Origin of the sequence: Nitrobacter sp. JJSN (assembly GCF_051912485.1) — a bacterium.
Classification (GTDB): domain Bacteria; phylum Pseudomonadota; class Alphaproteobacteria; order Rhizobiales; family Xanthobacteraceae; genus Nitrobacter.
The window spans coordinates 1,007,303-1,025,792 of the sequence record NZ_CP196822.1; the positions used below are offsets into that span (position 1 = coordinate 1,007,303).

An 18,490-nucleotide genomic window follows, 5' to 3' on the forward strand; every position below is an offset into this window, starting at 1 on the left:
TCTTGTGTCTGTCGGCCCGACTGTCGCATGCAGTTATTGCAAAAACTGTTAAGCCGGCGGTATCGGGACCGTGGCGCGACGGGTCTGCCGTGCACGGCGCGGGCCGGCTGGACGCCGCCCCGGCTCAGGGCTTAAAGATTCGTTTACTTTATTGGTGGCGACAAAAGAGCCCCAGAAATCGGGCGGGCGGAATCCGGGATCGCCGGCGATCACATCGGCCAGCGCAATCCCTGGCTGATCGGAGCGATCGCGCCGCGCCGAACGATTTTGTATGAAGAACTGGCTGGGGAACTAGGATTCCAAGCCAGTGGCCACGCCTGAATAAGCATCTGATATCCCAGAGCTTTCTGCTGCGCATTGGTCGTTGTGATACACGCGCGTGTCCCAGGGGGCAAGGTCCATTCGCGTGCGCCGATGAGAGGGGTCTGGTCCGTCACAGGCCGACAGGGGCGGGGGGATCACCTGTTCTGCACAGCTCCTGCGCGGAAGAACGGAGAGACGTCCGCCGTCGCTCCGCGCGCTTCTTCGGCATGAACAGCCGCTTCCGAGCCGAAAATCGACTTACCTTTTGCACGGTTGTCCATTCGGTTGGACGCACGGCTTGGTGGCCTGGGGCGTCGGATGCGCCTTGGGTGGCGGAGCCGGGCGTGCAATCGTCGGGGCAGCCATCGCGCCAGCAAAGCGGCCTCGGCCACGGCAGCGCCAGCTGCGGCAACCCCGCGGCTGTCCCGTGCGACGGTGTGGCTGTGATGTTCGGAGCATTCGGCGCGCCTGACATTCCCGGTGCGGCAGGCGGTTGGTGACGCTGCCGTTTGGTTTACGGACACTGGCTGCGACGCAAGCGCCTGCGCCGGCGTCACCGTCTGCGCCTCGCCACCCGGCTTGGTGATCGTGACCATGTTGGTGGTGGTGTTGATCACCACCGTATTGTGGATGTTGTTGTAGATGACGTTCGGCGGCGGCGCCACGTAGGGCGGCGGGCTGTAATATGCCGGCATCGGCACATAATCTGGAACCGGCAGCACAAACGCCGCGAATACGGGCGGCGGCGGCGCCAGCACGACGAAATCCGGTGGTGGCGGCGGCAGGAAGAACACCGGCGGCGACGGTGGCGGTGGGAATCCATAGTCCGGATCGTCAAAGACCAGCACCGGCCGACGGAAATACACGACCTCGTCTTCGGGCGGCGGCGGGACGTCATAGTCGATCGCGGTGAACATCGGGGGCGGCTCAAACGCAGCGGCGAGATAGGCGAGGCGGCAATGGGCGTCGGCGACGTGCGGTCCGCGCGGATAGCGGCGCAGATACGACCAGTAGGCCTGTGGCGTGTCGACATTACGTGTGTGCCGCCAGGTGATCGCTTCCCGGCGCGCGGCGACAATGGCGCGGACACTGTTGCGACTGTCACCCTTCAGAAAAGGTGACGTTGCTCAGAGGTTCCCTTACTGGCGATCCGTCCGGCTGGCGCTTCCAGATCCGGCTCTCCACGCAATTCTTGCGCGGTGGAAAAGCAAATTTCCGCCTTGCCGGTGGCGCCCCTATGGTCCGCGCCCAGATAGGCCCGCGCAGCCGCGCCGAGGCCAGGGCTCTGGCGCAGCAACTCGCCGCGCTCTGTCAGACGATCTGCGCCGCGGCTGCCGATATCAGGAACGCAACGCCCATGAGCATGCAGCCGCTTCCGCGCGCTTTCGACCAAACATTGCCGGTATCTCGCCAACGTGCCGCTCCCTGAACGATATCAACTGGTCCGTTTTCAAGGGGCTCGACTTCGATGCGATGGCGAAACGCCGCCGCGGCCGGGGCCGCCGGCCGAAGCTGGAGGATTGATCACATGATAGCAAGTCAGCTTGAACGCTCCGCCAGCAAGATCATGACGTCTTTAGACGAGGGGGCGGTCTCCTTGCCACGGTCGTCGGAGCTTGCAGCGTCCGCAACAAAAATGCGCGCCGCCGCCATGGCTGGGTCTTCGCTGCAAGCCGTCATTGCCTTTGTCGGCAAGGGCGGCTCCGGCAAATCCACGACCCTCACGAACGTTGCAGTGATCGCGGCGCGGGTGGGCTATACGGTTGGGATCATCGATGCCGATCCGCAAAAGTCGAGTTTCGAGTGGCAGCGCGTCCGCAATAAGACGGACATCCGCGTCTGTCGCTGCGGTGAAGGCGAGATCGAGCAGAACGTCGCGCTGACGCGGCGCTGCGAAACCTAACGACGCCACCGAAAACCACGGAACAGGCCAACAAGATAGGCCGACAAGATAGAGCACGCGAGGCCGACAATAACGAGGGTGGCGAGATGGACGTGATAAATATCATCACACGGGCGTCTGCCTTGTGTGCCCAGGTCGATGGACGGACGGTCAGCTCTCAGACGCTCGAAGCGTACAAGAAGCAATTCCGAAGGATGTGGGAGAGGGATGATCTCGATCCCCTCAGGCCGGGTGTCGGTCTCAACACATACTATCATCGTCGGGCGGCTGTGCACTTCATCGGCGCGCGCAGCCTGGATGAGGCTGCAAGTGAATGTATCGCTGCGATCGAGGCCAGGAACGCTAACGAAACAGTTCGAACCGCTAGAAAGCTGCACGAGCTGGTCGAGCGCCTGGAGCCAATCTTTGCATTGGATCCGCCGATTCCGCCGGGCACCCTGCCATGGACCCTTCCGCCATCGCGCTGGCATCAATCCGAGAACGCCGGTCGTGATCGCGCCGAACTCAGCAAACGGCATTTGCTCGCGGTGTTGCCGTTCGATTGGGACCATCTGCTGTGGATAGCTGCGCCTAAGGAGTGGCTCTATCGCGCACCGCTCGCGGTCCTTTTGACGATTCCCGTCCGTTCGGAAGAACTCATGGCCGGCGATCGGCCTACCGGATTTTCGCCCGGCGTCGTGCTCGCACTCGATCCGTCCGGTCTTTTGGCGCTGTCATTCATGCCCGTGAAAAGTCACCGCGGCCTGTTCGGAACGCAACGGACCACGGTTACGATTGATCCGTGCGTCGCGGATGAGCCGGCGCGCTATCTCGCACTGCTTTGCAAAGGTGCGGGCGGCCGGCTCGTTGTCAGCATCGACTCGAAAAATGGCCTGCGAAAGGCCATGTCGAAGCTCGGCGCGAAAGTCTTTCCGACAATCGAAGATAACATCACTCCGAATATTGCGCGGCATCAACTGATCGCCGATATGAAGACGACGTTTGGCGCGGGCGAGATCGTCGCGGCGGCAGCCGGGCATGGCACGGAACGGACCCAGTCGCGCTATGGCTATTACCAGCATGGACGGAAACGTCGCGGCTATGTTTCTGTGGTGGCTGCACGCCCGCCTCGCACAGGATTTGCCGACAGGGCACGACGGCTAAAATCTGCAGCTTCAAATCGGTCTCTGCTCGCTGACGATCAATAGGAGTAGCAGTCGAAGGTTTGGAATTGTAAACTCCTGGCTGAATCCTGGCAGGTTGTCCTTCACCAGTATGCTGTGCGACTTCGCAGCGTGCTGCTCATTGATCTGGACCCGCAACGCCGGGTCGGATGATATGGGCGAGCTCGGCGAGTTGGTCCTTTTGCCCCGCATGTCGCTTCGCCACGGCGGGCAGCCGGTCATGAGCAGCACGCGAATGACGACGCCCTGATCCTGCCGCCTTGCGCTTTTGCTTTTGCCATGGTCGAGGATATGCTCGGCTATCGAATACGACAAGGGCTCTAGCTGTGAGCTTTCAGCAGGTTGGCGCGGTGCGAGCCTCGCAATGATCGCTGCTGGCGCGAAGTTGAAGATTTACATCGCGACGCGGCCGATTGACTTTCGCTGCGGCCATGATGGCCTTGCCACGAAGCTGCAGGAGATGCTTGGTCTCGACCCCTTCGATGGCTCGGCCTTCGTGTTCCGATCGAAACGGGCGGACCGGATCAAGATTCTGGCCTGGGATCGAACGGGCCTGGTGGAGGTGTATAAGCGTTTGGAAGGCTGCAAGTTCGTGTGGCCGACGATTACGAACGAAGTGATGCGGATATCGCCGGCGATATTCGCAGCTTTGTTTGAAGGTCTCGATTGGAGATTGGTCCGACCTGAGGAGGCGCGCCGTCCTCAGGTCGCGGGATAGCTGCGGCAGAGTGACTCGGAAGCTCTTTGCATCTGGTGCCGGTGGCGGTGTTGTGCTCGAAATTGCGCATGAGCATCGCGACGCTGCGCGACGAAAATGACCGCCTGAAAGCGCTTCTGACGCAAACCCAGGCGACGTTGAGCGAGCACCAGGCGGCGCTGGCGGCGTCGGAGGAAGCGCGGCGTCGATTGGAAGTCATTGTCGGCGAATTACGACGCGAGAAGTTTGGCGCGAAATCCGAGAAGCTGCGGCCTGATCAATATCATTTGCTGCTCGAAGACGTCGAGATCGCGCAAGGCGTCCTGGACGCGGCGCAGGAGAAAGCGGCGGCGATTATCCAGGGCCGATCGCGCGGCGCATTAGATCAAGCCCGTCATCGCAATCGGGGCTGCCTGCCTGCGCATTTGCCGCGGGTGGAGCGGATCATCGAGCCTGCGAGCACGCTGTGTCCCTGCGGCTGCGGCGCGATGACGAAGATCGGCGAAGACGTCAGCGAGCGTCTCGACGTGATCCCGGCGCAATGGCGCGTGCTGGTCACGCGTCGTCCAAAATATGCTTGCCGCCGCTGCTCGGGCGCGGTCGTTCAGGCGCACGCGCCGGAGTATGTCGTGCCTGGCGGACTGCCGACCGAAGCGGCTATTGCGCAAGTGATCGTCGCCGAGTTCGGCGATCATCCGCCCAGCGCCGCAGCGTCGAGGGCTCGGGCTCGACGGAAGGCGGCCTTGCGATTGCTTCGCCCTCACCCTGGGATTCGATCGGAACCCAGTCGATCAGCTGGCCACGGGGCGTCTCCGTGGTCGCGACGACGCTCAGGCGTGCGCGTCGGCGGTCGAAGTATTCGGTAATTTCGCGGCGGTTTCGGGTCCGGTCATGCTTGTCGGGACGTTTGTGGTTTTGATAGTGCGGCACATTGGGTGCCGGCCTGGCCCACGTTAGCGTGTTGCGGTCATCTTTGCCCATGAGACCTGCTCCCTTAGCTCGTTTTAACGCGATTCGCGAACCACGGTGGTTACGGCGACGTCAGCACGCGTCCGATCTCGGGCGGCACCTCGCGCGTCGCACCGCGGTTGAAGATGGTGACCGCGGTCCCCGCCTCGTCGAGCTGCGCGAAGTACGGGCCAGCGACGCTGCCGCAGTCGTACCACGGTCGCACGTTGTACCGCGCGAGAATCGCACCCGCTTCGTGCGCATGTGATTCGCGCCGCAGCGCGTGCGCACGGTCTTCGCTGCGCTCGTGCTCCGCGCCACGTGATTGCGCGTCGTGCGACCCGCGCAGCACGACCACATCACGATCGTCGTGTCTCTCTCGGAGCACCGCGAAGCGATGCGAGGGCGACTGCACGCGCAGCGGCGTCGCGTCGTGCGAGAGCGTGTAGCCGACGACGTGAGCCGTCGCGCCCAACGCCGTGTCGATCGACGTCGTGCCGTGCGCCCCCTGTGCGACGACGCGCAGTCCGTCGAGGCGCTGCTGCAGGAGCAACTCTGTGGCCGGCGCGAAGAGCGCGATCGTTCCGAGCGCGCGGAGCCGCGTCTGCCGAACGCGCGTCGAATACGTACCGTGCGCGCTGAGCGCCGGGAGCGCGCGCAATCGCTCGGCGTATGCTCGCGCGGGAAGAAATCCGTCGTCGTTCATCGTGATCTGGAGCGTCGTCGCCGCGCGCGCCGGAGGGAGCAGGAGGGAGAGCTCGGTGCGACTTCCGAGCAACGCGCCTGCTTCCGCCAGCGGCTCGCCGGTGTCTCCGTTCCACACGTGCACGCGGTCCGTCGCGCGAAGTCCGTCGACCACGATCTGCCAATGCTGCGTGACCTCGCTGCCGTCAGGTGGGTCGGGGATCCACACGACTTGCAGCGCCTTCACGATGTCGATCAACGACGTGAAGATGTAGCACTCGGAGATGCGCGCCGCCTCGAGCGCGATCACTTCTTGCTCGGTGGCCGGTGGCGCCGGCGGCGGCGGCGGCGCGGGGATCGCGTACTCGCGGACGCCGAACGACGTGAAGAAGCGGAGCCGGAAGGGGTAGGGCGCTTGCGCGAACGCCGGCGGCGGGTCTGTCACCTCGACGTCGAAGCTGCCGGGGATGCCGCTCCAGTGCGTGAGAGCGCGCGGTCCGGCGTACACGCCCTGCAGGTCGGCGAGAAGCTGCCAAGTGGCGTTGCCCGCGGCGACCAACTTTCCCTGCGCGTCGGGCACCAGGTGGACACCCCAGGCGATCGGCACGTCAGGGTGGTAGACGATCGTGCCGTCCTTGTCGACATCGAGGTCGAGCGTGGCCGATGTCGTCCACTTGCGGTTGGTCGAGCAGCGGTCGACTAACGACCAGAACTCGAACGGATCGACGAGCGTCCCCTGGAGACGCGGCAGCGTCTTGAGATCGGGCGCGGTGAAGGCGCCGCGCACGACGAGGCGCCCCGCGTTGGTCCCGTAGTCGTCGACCGAGAGCCAGTTCTGGAGCAGGCTCGTCTGCACCGAGAAAGGGAGATCGACGTAGAAGGTCGACGGGCTCGTGCGCACGACCTTGGGGCCGCTTCCCTTGTTCAGCTCCGCCGCCGCTTGCTTAAGCGCCATCGTCAGCACGATGTCGTCGGCGCCGAACATACGCGCGATCGGGATGAGCACGAGGAAGAGATGCACGACCGGCGTGGCGAACCAGGGAAGACCTTTGTCGACCGTCGTGATCAATCCGGCGAAGGGATTGAGGATCGACAACACGGTGCACTTAAAGGAGTCCCACGCATCGAGATGGAGCCCGATGTCGACGCTCACCCGCGCGACGTTCGGCCCTTGCGACGTGAGCGTGGCTGTCGCCGAGATCCTGGCCTGCACATCGAGTCCGCCGCACACGCTCTCGAGGATGCCGTCGACCGAGAAGTAGAACTCCGGCGGATGTCCTTCGACGAGTGAACCTGTTGCGTCGCCGGTCCGCTCGAAGTAGCTGCGCACGTCGGCCGAATCCAGTTGCGCGTCGAGCTGCGCGGCGATGCCGCGCAGGAGCGAGTCGGTCGGAAGCTCGATCGCCCAGTCGCGCCCGTCGAGCGGCGACGAGAGACCGGTGCGATGGAAGAACGCATCCCACTCGCGCAGACGGGCGATGTCGGAGGCCGCGCCCTGCGCCGCCGGCTCGAACTCGAGGCGAAAGACGACAACACCGCCGCCGGGGCCCTCCGTGCGCGTGAGGCCGGCGTTCAGCACGCGCGAGCGTCCCGGCTCCAGCGCATCGGCGAACGCGTCGGCGAGCGGCAGGGGAATGCTGATCGAGCGCACGCCGTCGAGGATCGACTCGGCACCGGCGAACATGTCCGCGCCGAGCGGGTCCTGGACCATGTCGATCTGCAGCTGCGGCACCCCCCCGGCGTCGACGACGAGCGTGACTTGGAAGATCGCGTGGGCGAGCGGGATCGTGAGCTGCGGGTCGCGCACCGGAAAGGGATAGCTGCCGTCGGGCTGCACCTGACTCGCCGCCGTCAGCGCCGCGTCGGAGACGAGAAGCAGCTGCATGCTGAAGTCGACGCGCAGCGGAGAGAAGGGGAGCGGATGACTTTGGAGGTAGGGCTCCGCCGGCGCGATCGGCACGCCGACGTTCGGCGTGTTGTTGAGCACGAAGCTCGACGTCGCCGCCTCCGGCACATCGAGCGCGATCTGCAGGATCTCTACGCCGTCAAAGTAGCAGGGCATTCCCTTGTTCGTGAACGGCTGATCGACCGGGCGGAACTGCTTCAGCACCTGCAGCTGGACGATGCGCGTGAAGACGTCGTCCTTGAGATGGAGGTAGGCAATCATGTTGACTCGATGCCCAGGGCCACGCCGGCCGCATTGGAGAGCTGCACCAGCGCGTGCTCAATCATCGTGAATCCCACATGGCCCCTTTGCACAATGCTGCTTAGCGGCCGCGGTCTGGGCTTATACGATCGCGCAGCTTACGTCACGCGCTGAGGTTACACCGCCCTGAGCGTGAGTACCAGGCCGGTGACCATCACACCCTCACATACCTGGGGCTGAATCCGCAGTTGCCGCCGAAGGGGCGGGCGCGCCGAGGCGCGGCAAGACTTAGATGCGGCTGAACCGCGAGAGAGCTGCCCGTCCTGAGTGACTCCTGATGGCCGATATTGTTGATTTAGTCCCCGACTTGCATCGTGCTTGTCGCTTCGCGGGGTCCAGGGCCTATTTTCCGACGCGTTGTTTCGGAGCTGCCCTGCGCATGAGAGCATCGATCTCGGAGAGCATGCGCATTGTCATACTCCCACAGGACCGAGGACCGGCATTGGTCGAAGCTTTGCGAGCTTTCTCAGGTTCTGAGCGGTGGCGGCGAGAAGGAATTCATCTCGTGCGCCGCAGGGGCCGCGCAATCTCAGGCGGTTGAGCCTGAGGATACGCTTGAGATGAGCGAACAGCATCTCGACCTTCTTGCGGCGATGCCGCGAACGTTCGTAAGCTGGCGTATTCACCAATGCTCGGGCCACATCGCGGGCATCTTCATCAATATCGCGCGGCACTTTGCGCTGCGGCGTGTTCGGACAGCACCGCTCCTTGGATGTGCAGCCCTGGCAATCGGATTTGCTCGCGCGGTAGAGTCGCGTCCCGTCCTTGGTGATGCCTGAGCGCGGTATTGCGTAAGCCCGTCTGAACTGTACCAGCAATCCTGCGGGCAGGTGTAACGGTTGCGATCCGCGTCGAAGACGAAGTCAGATCGCGAGAATGTGCCGTCGGTCCGGTTCGACTTGTCGAACACCGGGATATGCGGCTCGATCTGCCGCTCCTTGACTAGCCAGGCGAGGTTCGCTGCCGAGCCATAGGCACTGTCGGCGGCAAGATGCCGGGGCTTGATGGCAAAACGTTTGGTAGTTCGATCAATCATGGTCCGTGAGGCACCGACCTCGGCCTGGCGGATCGCTCGGCTCGCTTCGACGTCGAGAATGATCGCGTTCTCCGTATCGATCAGGTAGTTGGTGGCATAGGCGAAGAAGGCGTGCCCCTTGTGAGCGCCAGTCCACTGCGCCGCTGGATCGGATGGCGAGATGAACTTCGGCGTCACCTCGCTGGCCGCACCGAACGCGGCATCGTCCAGGGTTGCCAGATACTCGCGAACGGCCCGCCCCGCATTGGCGTCGAGACCATCGACCTGCCACTGGTCGCCCGGAATGGACCGCTGCTTGTTGGCGTCGGCCGCGATCAGGCTCGCGTCCACCGCGAACCCTTCACCGCCGACAAGACCCTCGCGCAAGCATCGCTCCACCACTGTCTCGAACAAACGCCGCAGGATATCGCTCTGTCGGAACCGACCATGACGATTGCGCGAGAAGGTGGAGTGGTCCGGCACTTTGCCGTCGAGCCCCAGGCGACAAAACCAGCGGTAGGCCAGGTTGAGATGGATCTCGTCGCACAGTCGCCGCTCGGACCGGATGCCCAGACAATAGCCCACGATCAGCATCCGCATCATCAGTTCAGGGTCAATCGAGGGGCGACCGATGGTACTGTAGAAGGGCTTCAGCTTCGTGCGCACCTGCTCGAGATCGAGAAATCGATCGATCCGTCGAAGCAGATGATCGGCAGGGACGTGGTCATCGAGGCAAAAATCGTAGAACAGCTGCGCTGGCACCGTCTGCATCCCCATCATCGTTATGCCCCTCCGCAAAGCAACACGAGAATGGAATCATGCAGGCCAAGACCGATCAACCGAAGACTAAATCAACAATATCCAGCCCGTTGGCGACATTGAAATTGGTGCCGCCGCCCGCCATTGCGAAGCCGGCGGTTGTGAACGGCGAGATGCGGTAGTCGGCGACCGACCGCGACGCCGGCGACACTTGACGTCGCGGTACTGGAGCCGAGCGACGCATTGCCGTCGGTGGTCTGCGAGCCGCCGTAGCCCGCGGCCCACACGCTCCAGCGCGGGATGAGGGGATCGGCCATTGCAGGCGCCTTGCGATAGATTGCGGCATAGGCGTCACGCTCGTTCTTCGAACGTGGGGTGTCTCCCGGCGCATAGGCACTGACATCGTAGCCCTCTTCGGCATAGGCTGGGGCCACACCGTTTGCGGTTGCGCCATTGCCGCGACTGGCGACGAAGGGATCGCTCAAGATCCCCAGGAACAGGTCCATCGCATTGAAGGTGGCCTGCTGCGAGCCGGTCGCCGCTTCACCCGAGACCTGCGTCAGGCCTGCCGGCGTCAGCGCACGCATCGTGACCTGCAAGGAGGCGATGGATGCGCGCGACGGCAAGTGGCTGACGGCGGCAGGGCTTGTGCTAGTGCGTCCCGCGATCGAGGACCTCAAAGCTGCCGCCCGCGCGCGGGCCGAGAACGAGCCTTTCAGCGCCATGATGGGCGGCAAGCACGTCGACAACGAGGGCAAGACGATTGTATTCACGCCCGACGCTGGGATCGGCAAGCCGCCGGAAGAATGGTACCATCCGATCGTGGGCGTCTCCCCGTTTGTGTCTCGGCTTCAAGCGCCGCTCTACGCTCTCGGCTTCGCGCGTGTTTTTCCAAGGCGACTTCGTGTCGGCTGCCTATCTGCTGATCCCGCAGTTGGAGGCCAACCTACGGCATATCCTAAAAGCCCGCGGAGCCGATCCGACTAAACGGCGAGACGACGCGGCCGAGGAAGACCGCAGCCTCGACGCGATCATTGCCAATCACGCGGCGATTTGGTCGAGATGATGGGTGAGCCGTTGCTCGAGGAACTGAACCGCACCTTCAATCTCCAGCCAGGTCCGACGCTCCGCCATGACGTCGCGCCTGGTCAGTTGACGCAGGGCGAATGCTACTCCGCCAACATCATCTACGCCTGGTGGCTGCTCTATCGGGTCTGCTGTCGGCCTCCGGCCTTTAACTCGATCTTCGATCGATTGTAGTGCTGCTCGGTGACTGCAGCGAGTTTTTCGCGTTCGTCACTTCGGCATTCGAGGTCTTGTGCCCACGGATATCGGCGCAAAGCGGTCCGTCGTTCTAGCTTGAGCCGGTTTTGCTGGCTGCTCCATCTTCAATCATCAGGACGTCAAGGCTTTCGATCTCCTGCATGGCACGGCCGGCGATGCCCTGGAGGTCGCCGTAGAGGCCGGCGGTGGAGTCGAGAACGCCCTTGAGTTGTTCCTCGCGCTTGGCCCACATCCTCATCATGGTCTTGCGCTCGCGGTCGAGGTCGGCCTGCATATCGGTGAACTTCTCGACGATGGCGTCGATGCGGTGACGGAAGCGGGAGCTGGTCAAATATTGATAGACCAGTTCCATCTTGGTGTGCTGGCCAGCCGCAGCCTGGCGGCTGCCGGCGAGATTGATCAGCGATTCTCGCAGTGCAATGGCGAGCGGAATGGCGAAGCGTGGCTCGGAGACCCAGACGTTATCAACGAGGTCGAATGTCTCGACGCCCTTGGGCAGGGCAGCCGAGACGATCAGCGCGATCTCGGCCTTGGCCGAGCGCTGATCGTCGCGCAGTTTGGCGAGCCAGCCGTCGCTCCAATTTTTGGTTCGCTTGGATTCCCAAAGGATGGCGCCACAGCTCTGTCCCGCGGCGCCGAGCACGCGGTGAAGGACGTCACCGCCGAATTCGCCCTTCGGCACCGGCTCTATCAGGTCACGTGGGAAGCGACCGCGCAACAGAGATTCCAGTTCCAGTTCGAGTGCCTCGCCCTGCAGTTGCTGGGAGCCCTGACTCGCCTTGCGTTGCAGTTCTTCAATCTGACGCTGCATCCCCGCGATCTGAGCTTCTTTCTCAGACACTTTCGCTTTAAGAGCTTCTTCGGCCTCAAGCTTTGCCTTATCCCGGATAGCTGACAGGTTTTCCTGCACCTTTTTCTCGACCGTCAGCTCGACTCCCGTTTGGCATCATCAAGCTCGCGGGACTTACGCATGATCTCGGCCTGGGCCGCCTGGGCCTCGGCCAATTTGGCGTTATTTGCGGTCAGGTTCTGTTGCAACTCGGCGAGTTGCCGGTCGCGTTGTTCGAGATCATTGGCCAGTGCGGTGCGGGCTTTCTTCGCCTCGGTTTCGGCGATGGACGCACGCACCGCTTTCAGTCGAGCTGCGACCTGCTCATCAATCGCCTCGCGTGCCCCGGCGAGATCGTCTTGCGTCTTTTTGAGTGCCGCTTCGCGCCTGCCGAAGTCAGCCTCCTTCGCCGCAAGCTGCTGCTCAAATTGCCGTCGCGTCTCAGCGACAAGTGGCGCTGCGAGGGATTCGGTCAGTTTGATTTCGGTATGGCAGTTCGGGCAGACGATCTGGGGTTCGGTCACGGCGTTGGTCCTGTGCATATGGGTGCCGAATGTAGCGGGATTCGCGAGATTGCCTAAGGCGAGGGTACTGTCTGCAGTAATAGCCGGAGGTCGTGGTAGCCGGGACGGCAACCATGCGTGATGAGGCCGATCATTCATGATTATTTTTGTCTCGTTCAATTCCTGGCGGCGCGAAGATCGCGTTCGCGTAGGATGGCCTCGACCAGCCGGCGCAGTCGGCGGACCGAGTCGCCGCGCCAATGGGTGGCGACGGCCATTCGCTCGGTGCCATCGGGTGACCCATCTGTTGTCGAGACCACGTTCGCCGACGAGGTCGGCGGTCACCGCCGGCAGCAGCGCGTCGAGATCGTTCGCGGTCGGTTTTGGGAAGGTGATGACTCTGAACCTATCGCGGATTGGCGATGGCAACGGATCGAGGCTGTTGGCGGTCGCGATATAGTTGACCTGGCTGAGATCGAGCGTGATCTGTAGCGCAGGATCCGGATAACGGGCATTGGTTTCGGGTTCGAGGAATCCGAGCAGGCAGTCCCACAGCCGGCCGTAGTCGCTACGAGTGCCGGCCTTTTCGAGCTCATCTAGCAGGACCAGCGGATTGGCGTGTTTCGCCCGGCCGATCGCCAGGAACGGATGACACGGTTCTGCCGAGTACCAGCGCCTGTCGGTGCCAGCGAAGACGGCGCCATCGGAGCGTGAGGCATCGGTGCGCCACACGCTCACACCCAGCACTTCGCCAAGCCGGCGCGCAAAACGCGTCTTGCCGCCGCCGGGATCGCCGACCAGCAGCAGCGGCCGCAGCCGCACCGTCGCCCGGCCGACCAAGTCGGCAAGCACGAAGTCGATGACATCAAGAGCATACGGAAATTCGAACATCAGGATCTCACGTACCTGATGCAACGGCGGCGACTTCACCAGCGGGAGCGTGACGTTGATCACCGATTTGAGCGGACCGATAATGTCCTTTAGCTTGATATTCTTCATCTGCTCGTCGGTGAGGCGGGCGACGACAAGACGATCTTCCGGAACAGCCACACGAGGGGCCGCGGTCTGGCTCTCGACGTCGTTGGCTTTCTTCCTCTGCTCTGCCTGTTTTTCTTCCTTTTGCTTCGCCCTGTCCTTGACCAGCTTCCAGACCGAAGCCTTGGCTGCCTCGACCCGGTGCTCCGCCATTTGCGCACCAACAATATCCGCGGCGTAGGCTGCAGACTGGTCATAGCGGCTCAACAGATGGCCGCAGGTGGGAAGTGCCGCCCAGCCAAAACAGAACCGCTCGAGGTCCGAGCACAGCTCCTCGTCATCGCAGCTGCGCGCAAAACCGACGAATGCGATCAACAGGCTCTTGGCCGCGCGCCGGTGTTCGCCAAAATGACAGATGTCGGTCGGCACCGGCAGCGATAGCAGCCGCACGCAATCGGCCAAGGATCGCAGATCCGTCCGATCTTCACTAACCGCCAGACGATCGAGCTCGCTGGCAAGCAGCAGGCCGAGATCGGTACCGAGGTCCTGGCCGGATTCGGTCTCGCGGCCGGCAAGCCAGCCGGTGGTAAGCGCGAGATCCGGGCAAAGCTCGGTGATCTCCGCCGCCAGGCGCTGGTCGACATGCTTCGCGGCGGTTGAGACCAGCATCGCGTAGCGCAGGACGCGGGGCAGATTCTTGAGCCGGTCGTCGGCCTCCGAAAAGTCGGCGGCGGCACCAGTTGTGATCGCATCGTGGTCGATCGTCGGCAGATTCGGTGTGAATCGGCACAGGGGTCAGATTGCTGCAGGTGCCGGCAGTAACGCCATAAAGACAATCGGAAAAAGCCGATCGGAGTGGGGTCACGATCGGCGCCGCTCGTGACCCCACTCCGACGTAGATTCCGTTACTTGTCACAAGGAGTTACCGCTGTAGCTTCAAGGGGCTTTGTTCAACGCCGGTTTACAAGCCGAGATCATTGAGTTGGTCGAACGGTCACATCTTCCAGCCAAGCGCACGCTGGCCAAGCTAGGCATCCCGCGAGCCACGTTTTACAGATGGTACGATCGTTACCGCGCAGGTGGCATTGAAGCGTTGACTGATCATCGCTCGCGCCCATCCCGCGTCTGGAATCGCATTCCGGACGATGTTCGTGGCCAGCTCATCGATCTGGCGCTGGAGCTTCCGGAGCTGTCCCCGCGGGAATTGGCGGTGCGCTTTACCGATGAGCGAAAGTACTTTGTCTCCGAGGCTTCGGTCTATCGGCTGCTGAAGGCGCGCGATCTCATCACCAGCCCGGCTTATGTGGTGATCAAGGCGGCGAACGAGTTCAAGGATAAGACCACTGCCATCAACCAGCTCTGGCAGACAGACTTCACTCTGAGTAATTGATCTTCAGCGCTCTCCCGCGGTCATGATGGCCGAGTCGAAATAGGAGAGCAGCATGGAACAGCTTTTTGTTGGTCTGGACGTGTCGAAGGACGAGACGGCGATTTGCGTTCGCACGCAAAGCGGAATTATCCGGGCGGCATTCAAGAAGCCGACCAACCCCGACATGATACAGCGTGCCTTGATCGATAACCTGCAGCACATCCGGCGTGTTGTTTTGGAAACGGGCCGGATGGCGAACTGGCTGTATAGTGAACTTAGCCAGCGCGGCCTGCCAATGGTGTGCATCGATGCACGCCAGGCCCATGCCGTGCTGAGCCAGATGCACAACACAACCGATGAGAATGATGCCGCCATGTTGGCGGAGCTCGCTCGTACAGGCTTCTATAAACGGATCGAGGTTAAAAGCCGGGTTGCCCAGGAACGGAGAGCGTTGTTGCGAGCGCGAGAGGTTGCGATCAAATCGCGAATGAATGTGGAGAATACGATCAGGGGCCTGCTGGCCACCTTCGGGATCTGTCTTCCCAAGCATCTGAAGACTTATGACCAAAGGGTCCGAAAGGCGCTGGAAAGTCAGCCCGATCTGTTGAGAATTATCCTGCCTCTTCTACATCTGCGGACAGAGGCATTGCGTCAAGCCGCGGCACTGACGAAGGATATGGTGCGCCAAGCTCGAGTGGATGGAACTTGTCGCCGCCTGATGACAATCCCAGGCGTCGGCCCCGTCAGCGCGGTGACATATGTCTCCACAATCGATACAGCGGACCGGTTTGCCAGATCCAGATCGGTGGGAGCGTACATCGGGTTGACGTCGAGACGATACCAATCGGGCGATGTTGATTATGGTGGCCGGATATCCCGGCGAGGCGATCGAATGTTGCGGACGGTCCTTTATGAAGCCGCCAACAGCTTGCTTTGCCGGGTGAAATCCGGGCCCGGCCAGCATCTGAAGAACTGGGCCAACGGCATAAAGAAGCGCACGAGCCACAAGAAGGCCGTCGTGGCCTTGGCCCGAAAATTGGCCGTGATGCATGCTATCTGGAGAGACGGCACGGAGTTTGAACCCAAGGAGGCCTGATCAAAAAGCCCCGCGCCAACAGCGCTGGCGACAGTTGCCGTATCGGTCAGAGCGGCAGGCTACCGGAAAAACCCGATCGATTTACATGCGAGCCATTGCATCGCGAACTTCACATTCGGGATTCCGGCGCCTTGGATGCCGAGATGAAGCGCCAAATGGGACGACTTCGAAAAGAACCTTGCAGGTGGCCGATACACGCGACAAACTCACCGAGCGCCGATGATCAATTAAAGAACGACTTCTCGCGCTACATCGTGGCCTGGCGGCTGGGTCCCACCATGTGCGCTTCCGACGTCACGGCCACACTCGACCAGGCGCTCGCGGCCTCGGGTCTGGACCACATCAATGTAAAGCAGCGGCCGCGGCTTCTAAGCGACAACGGATCGAGTTACGTGGCGGACGACCTGGCCAAGTGGCTCGAACATAAAGACATGCAACATATGCGCGGCGCGCCGTATCATCCCCAGACCCAAGGAAAAATCGAGCGCTGGCATCAGACCTTGAAGAACCGCATCTTACTCAACAACTACTATTTGCCTGGCGATCTCGAGCGGCAGGTCGGCGCCTTCGTCGAGCATTACAATCATGTCCGCTATCATGAGAGCATCGACAATCTGACCCCGGCTGACGTCTACTTCGGCAGGTCCGAGACGATTCTCGCAGAACGACACCGCATCAAGCGCGACACCATCGCAAACCGTCGCTTGCAGCATAGACTGCACGCCGCTTAAACTCTAATCCCCGGTGAGCCAGATGGGGTATTCGGCTTGAGCCGCATCTTTGGCGAAAGTGCATGGAGGTGCTGCGCTTCGAGCTGATGATAGAACGTGGTCTGTTAAGCAGCCACAAGCATCAGGGAAGGAAGCGCAGCATGAAACATTATGCCGGACTCGATCTCTCGATAAAAGAGACGTCGGTGTGCATCGTGGACGAAACGGGCAAGGTTTGCCGCGAGACGAAAGTTCCCAGCCATCCAGAGGATCTTTTACAGGTTTTGGAAGATCCTGCCTGGCAAATTGTTCGGATCGGGCTCGAAGCCGGTCCTTTATCGCAGTGGCTGTTCGAAGGTCTTGTCAATGCTGGCTTGCCGGCGGTCTGCATCGAGACCCGACACACCAAGGCCTTCCTCAAGGCGCAGGTCAACAAAAGCGATCGTAATGATGCACGCGGCATTGCGCAGATGATGCGGGTCAACCTGTTCCGGCCGGTGCATGTGAAGACGCTGACGAGTCAGAAGCGCCGCGCCCTGCTAACTGCTCGCAAGCTGCTGCAGGAGAAGGCGATTGCGATTGAGAACGACATCCGCGGCCTGCTGCGCAATTTCGGGCTCAAAGTCGGTGTCGTCGGTTCGGTCAAATTCGGGGATCGGATCCGTGATCTGCTCGAAGGCATGCCTGATCTGGCCGAATTGATGGAATCATTGCTAGTGGCTCGCGACAAGTTGCGCCAAGTATTCCCGTCTGCACCGGAAGGTACTGGCTTTGGCCCGGAACGATGCGGTGTGCAACCGCTTGATGACAGTCCCTGGCGTCGGGCCCGTAATAGCGCTTGCATTCATCAGCACCATCGATGTTCCGGCCCGCTTCCGCAACTCCAAAGCCGTCGGCCCGGCGCTGGGTTTGACACCCGTCCTCAATCAGTCGGGTGAAAGCACGCGGGTGGGCCGCGTCTCGCTGTGTGGCGACAGCATGATGCGGACGCTGCTCTACGAAGCAGCCCAGGTGATGCAATCTCGTCAATGACAATCAGAGTATTGGCGTCAACGGTGAAGCTTTGTCCGCGGACGTAATCGTATCGCCACTTGGCAATCGCGAGCGCGTCAATGTCACACGATTTCGAGAGCTCGTCCGCGGCAACCCAGGTCGGAGTCAGTCCCAGGACCTTGAGCCCGGAGCGATGCGCTGCTTCTACGAGCGCACGTGTTAGAATTGTCTTTCCGGTGCCAGCAGGTGCTTCGCAGATGGCTACTCCATCGCGGTTGGCTGAAAATCGTACGGCGTGTGCCTGTTCTTCAGCTAGGTGAGGCGCATTGGCGAGCGCTGTTTCCAGCGCGTCTGCTCGAAACCAATCATGCTCATCGGAGCGATCTGCGGCCCGTAGCAGGCGCGCTTCCGCGGCCGCGATCGAGGCGGTCGTCCAGCATTCTGTCCTCTCCTTGCCCGCAAGTCGCCGAAGAATTCCGCGCGCCTCATATGAGTGCAGTTCTGCCCAGACCTGATCTATGCCGACCGCGAGGAAGCTTGCTTCGACAAGCGCGGAATGCAGGAGCTCCTTGCGGCCAATGACGCTCTGATGCCGAAAGAGTTTTGAGGCGGCGACGGCGACGGGTCCTGTCCCTTTGATCTCAGGCGGATCGATCTCATTGTCGACGATCTTGTCGATCTCGTGAATCGGTACAAAGTGGTGGGCCGCCTTCCATGGGTCAACGTCAATCTCGCCGAGTTCATAGCGCCAGCGTTGCTCCAGGATCTCACCGACGGGGACCTGGTCCTTTGCACCGCGTGTTGCGAGCGCGGCGAGCTCGCCAAGCGGGTGGCTTTCGTCCGGAAAGGATTCCTCCGACGCTCTGACAGCTGGGTGTCCTGCGATCAAGGTGAAGCGCTATCGTCGTGCCAATGCAACGAGACACGTCAGCGCGTCCAAATAACACTCCAGTCTCCCATAAGCTGAGAAGCTGCCTTAGGCGTAACGGTCGATCCATCCTGCGCGTGCAAACTTAGTTAGGCTTGGCGCGAGTCATGGATCATGGGCGGTGG

At 61.9% G+C, this 18,490-nt stretch carries 9 protein-coding genes and 8 pseudogenes; 10 read left to right on the top strand and 7 right to left on the bottom strand.

Annotated elements, in window-relative coordinates:
- Window positions 1-851 precede the first annotated feature (851 nt).
- Window positions 852-1,391: pseudogene (locus ACSZOQ_RS04945) on the bottom strand (caspase family protein); the annotation flags it as partial.
- A gap of 440 nt (window positions 1,392-1,831) precedes the next feature.
- On the opposite strand from ACSZOQ_RS04945, the gene ACSZOQ_RS04950 reads away from it, so the two are divergent.
- The 4 genes from ACSZOQ_RS04950 (at window position 1,832) to ACSZOQ_RS04965 (ending at window position 4,932) form a co-directional block, all read left to right on the top strand.
- Window positions 1,832-2,206 carry a ParA family protein gene (locus tag ACSZOQ_RS04950; RefSeq protein WP_439924916.1) on the top strand — a complete coding sequence of 125 codons (375 nt, stop codon included), beginning with the start codon at window positions 1,832-1,834 and terminating at the stop codon, window positions 2,204-2,206.
- A gap of 86 nt (window positions 2,207-2,292) precedes the next feature.
- Window positions 2,293-3,393, top strand: coding sequence for a hypothetical protein (locus ACSZOQ_RS04955; RefSeq protein WP_439924917.1), 1,101 nt, complete (start codon window positions 2,293-2,295; stop codon window positions 3,391-3,393).
- Between the two features lie 340 nt (window positions 3,394-3,733).
- Window positions 3,734-4,087, top strand: coding sequence for an IS66 family insertion sequence element accessory protein TnpB (gene tnpB / locus ACSZOQ_RS04960; RefSeq protein ID WP_439924918.1), 354 nt, complete (start codon window positions 3,734-3,736; stop codon window positions 4,085-4,087).
- A 68-nt stretch (window positions 4,088-4,155) separates the two neighbouring features.
- Complete coding sequence (locus ACSZOQ_RS04965) at window positions 4,156-4,932, top strand: IS66 family transposase zinc-finger binding domain-containing protein (RefSeq protein WP_439924919.1); 777 nt, start codon at window positions 4,156-4,158, stop codon at window positions 4,930-4,932.
- 164 nt (window positions 4,933-5,096) lie between these two features.
- Here the strand turns inward: ACSZOQ_RS04965 and ACSZOQ_RS04970 are convergent, their stop codons facing one another.
- The 3 genes and pseudogenes from ACSZOQ_RS04970 to ACSZOQ_RS04980 all read right to left on the bottom strand — a co-directional run.
- Window positions 5,097-7,865, bottom strand: coding sequence for a hypothetical protein (locus ACSZOQ_RS04970; RefSeq protein ID WP_439924920.1), 2,769 nt, complete (start codon window positions 7,863-7,865; stop codon window positions 5,097-5,099).
- Between the two features lie 452 nt (window positions 7,866-8,317).
- Window positions 8,318-9,699 (bottom strand): annotated as a pseudogene (locus ACSZOQ_RS04975) (transposase).
- A gap of 82 nt (window positions 9,700-9,781) precedes the next feature.
- Window positions 9,782-10,259 (bottom strand): annotated as a pseudogene (locus tag ACSZOQ_RS04980) (autotransporter domain-containing protein); the annotation flags it as partial.
- A gap of 7 nt (window positions 10,260-10,266) precedes the next feature.
- On the opposite strand from ACSZOQ_RS04980, the gene ACSZOQ_RS04985 reads away from it, so the two are divergent.
- Entirely contained in the window at window positions 10,267-10,665 is a 399-nt protein-coding gene (locus tag ACSZOQ_RS04985; RefSeq protein ID WP_439924921.1) for a hypothetical protein, read from the top strand.
- Between the two features lie 78 nt (window positions 10,666-10,743).
- Window positions 10,744-10,938 (top strand): hypothetical protein, encoded by a 195-nt coding sequence (locus tag ACSZOQ_RS04990; protein ID WP_439924922.1) that lies wholly within the window; start codon window positions 10,744-10,746, stop codon window positions 10,936-10,938.
- A 94-nt stretch (window positions 10,939-11,032) separates the two neighbouring features.
- On the opposite strand, the pseudogene ACSZOQ_RS04995 reads toward ACSZOQ_RS04990, so the two are convergent.
- A pseudogene (locus tag ACSZOQ_RS04995) lies at window positions 11,033-12,315 on the bottom strand (DUF2130 domain-containing protein).
- Between the two features lie 432 nt (window positions 12,316-12,747).
- A pseudogene (locus ACSZOQ_RS05000) lies at window positions 12,748-13,938 on the bottom strand (AAA family ATPase); the annotation flags it as partial.
- A gap of 295 nt (window positions 13,939-14,233) precedes the next feature.
- Between ACSZOQ_RS05000 and ACSZOQ_RS05005 the strand changes: the two are divergent.
- The 4 genes and pseudogenes from ACSZOQ_RS05005 to ACSZOQ_RS05020 form a co-directional block, all read left to right on the top strand.
- Window positions 14,234-14,647: pseudogene (locus ACSZOQ_RS05005) on the top strand (helix-turn-helix domain-containing protein); the annotation flags it as partial.
- A 64-nt stretch (window positions 14,648-14,711) separates the two neighbouring features.
- Window positions 14,712-15,734: an IS110 family transposase gene (locus tag ACSZOQ_RS05010; RefSeq protein WP_439924923.1), complete on the top strand. Its 1,023-nt coding sequence runs from the start codon at window positions 14,712-14,714 to the stop codon at window positions 15,732-15,734.
- A gap of 233 nt (window positions 15,735-15,967) precedes the next feature.
- Window positions 15,968-16,465: pseudogene (locus ACSZOQ_RS05015) on the top strand (transposase); the annotation flags it as partial.
- Window positions 16,466-16,605: 140 nt separating this feature from the next.
- Window positions 16,606-17,470, top strand: a pseudogene (locus ACSZOQ_RS05020) (IS110 family transposase); the annotation flags it as partial.
- Here the strand turns inward: ACSZOQ_RS05020 and ACSZOQ_RS05025 are convergent.
- A complete protein-coding gene (locus ACSZOQ_RS05025) occupies window positions 17,367-18,326 on the bottom strand; it encodes an AAA family ATPase (RefSeq protein WP_439924924.1) in 960 nt (319 codons plus the stop codon). The pseudogene ACSZOQ_RS05020 and the gene ACSZOQ_RS05025 sit on opposite strands and share 104 nt — an antisense overlap.
- Window positions 18,327-18,490: the final 164 nt, after the last annotated feature.

What these genes read in the sequence shown, in the direction of transcription:
- ACSZOQ_RS04950 (WP_439924916.1), top strand. Translation starts at nt 1,832, where the DNA reads ATGATAGCAAGTCAGCTTGAACGCTCCGCCAGCAAGATCATGACGTCT.
- ACSZOQ_RS04955 (WP_439924917.1), top strand. Translation starts at nt 2,293, where the DNA reads ATGGACGTGATAAATATCATCACACGGGCGTCTGCCTTGTGTGCCCAG.
- tnpB (WP_439924918.1), top strand. Translation starts at nt 3,734, where the DNA reads ATGATCGCTGCTGGCGCGAAGTTGAAGATTTACATCGCGACGCGGCCG.
- ACSZOQ_RS04965 (WP_439924919.1), top strand. Translation starts at nt 4,156, where the DNA reads ATGAGCATCGCGACGCTGCGCGACGAAAATGACCGCCTGAAAGCGCTT.
- ACSZOQ_RS04970 (WP_439924920.1), bottom strand. Translation starts at nt 7,865, where the DNA reads ATGATTGCCTACCTCCATCTCAAGGACGACGTCTTCACGCGCATCGTC.
- ACSZOQ_RS04990 (WP_439924922.1), top strand. Translation starts at nt 10,744, where the DNA reads ATGGGTGAGCCGTTGCTCGAGGAACTGAACCGCACCTTCAATCTCCAG.
- ACSZOQ_RS05010 (WP_439924923.1), top strand. Translation starts at nt 14,712, where the DNA reads ATGGAACAGCTTTTTGTTGGTCTGGACGTGTCGAAGGACGAGACGGCG.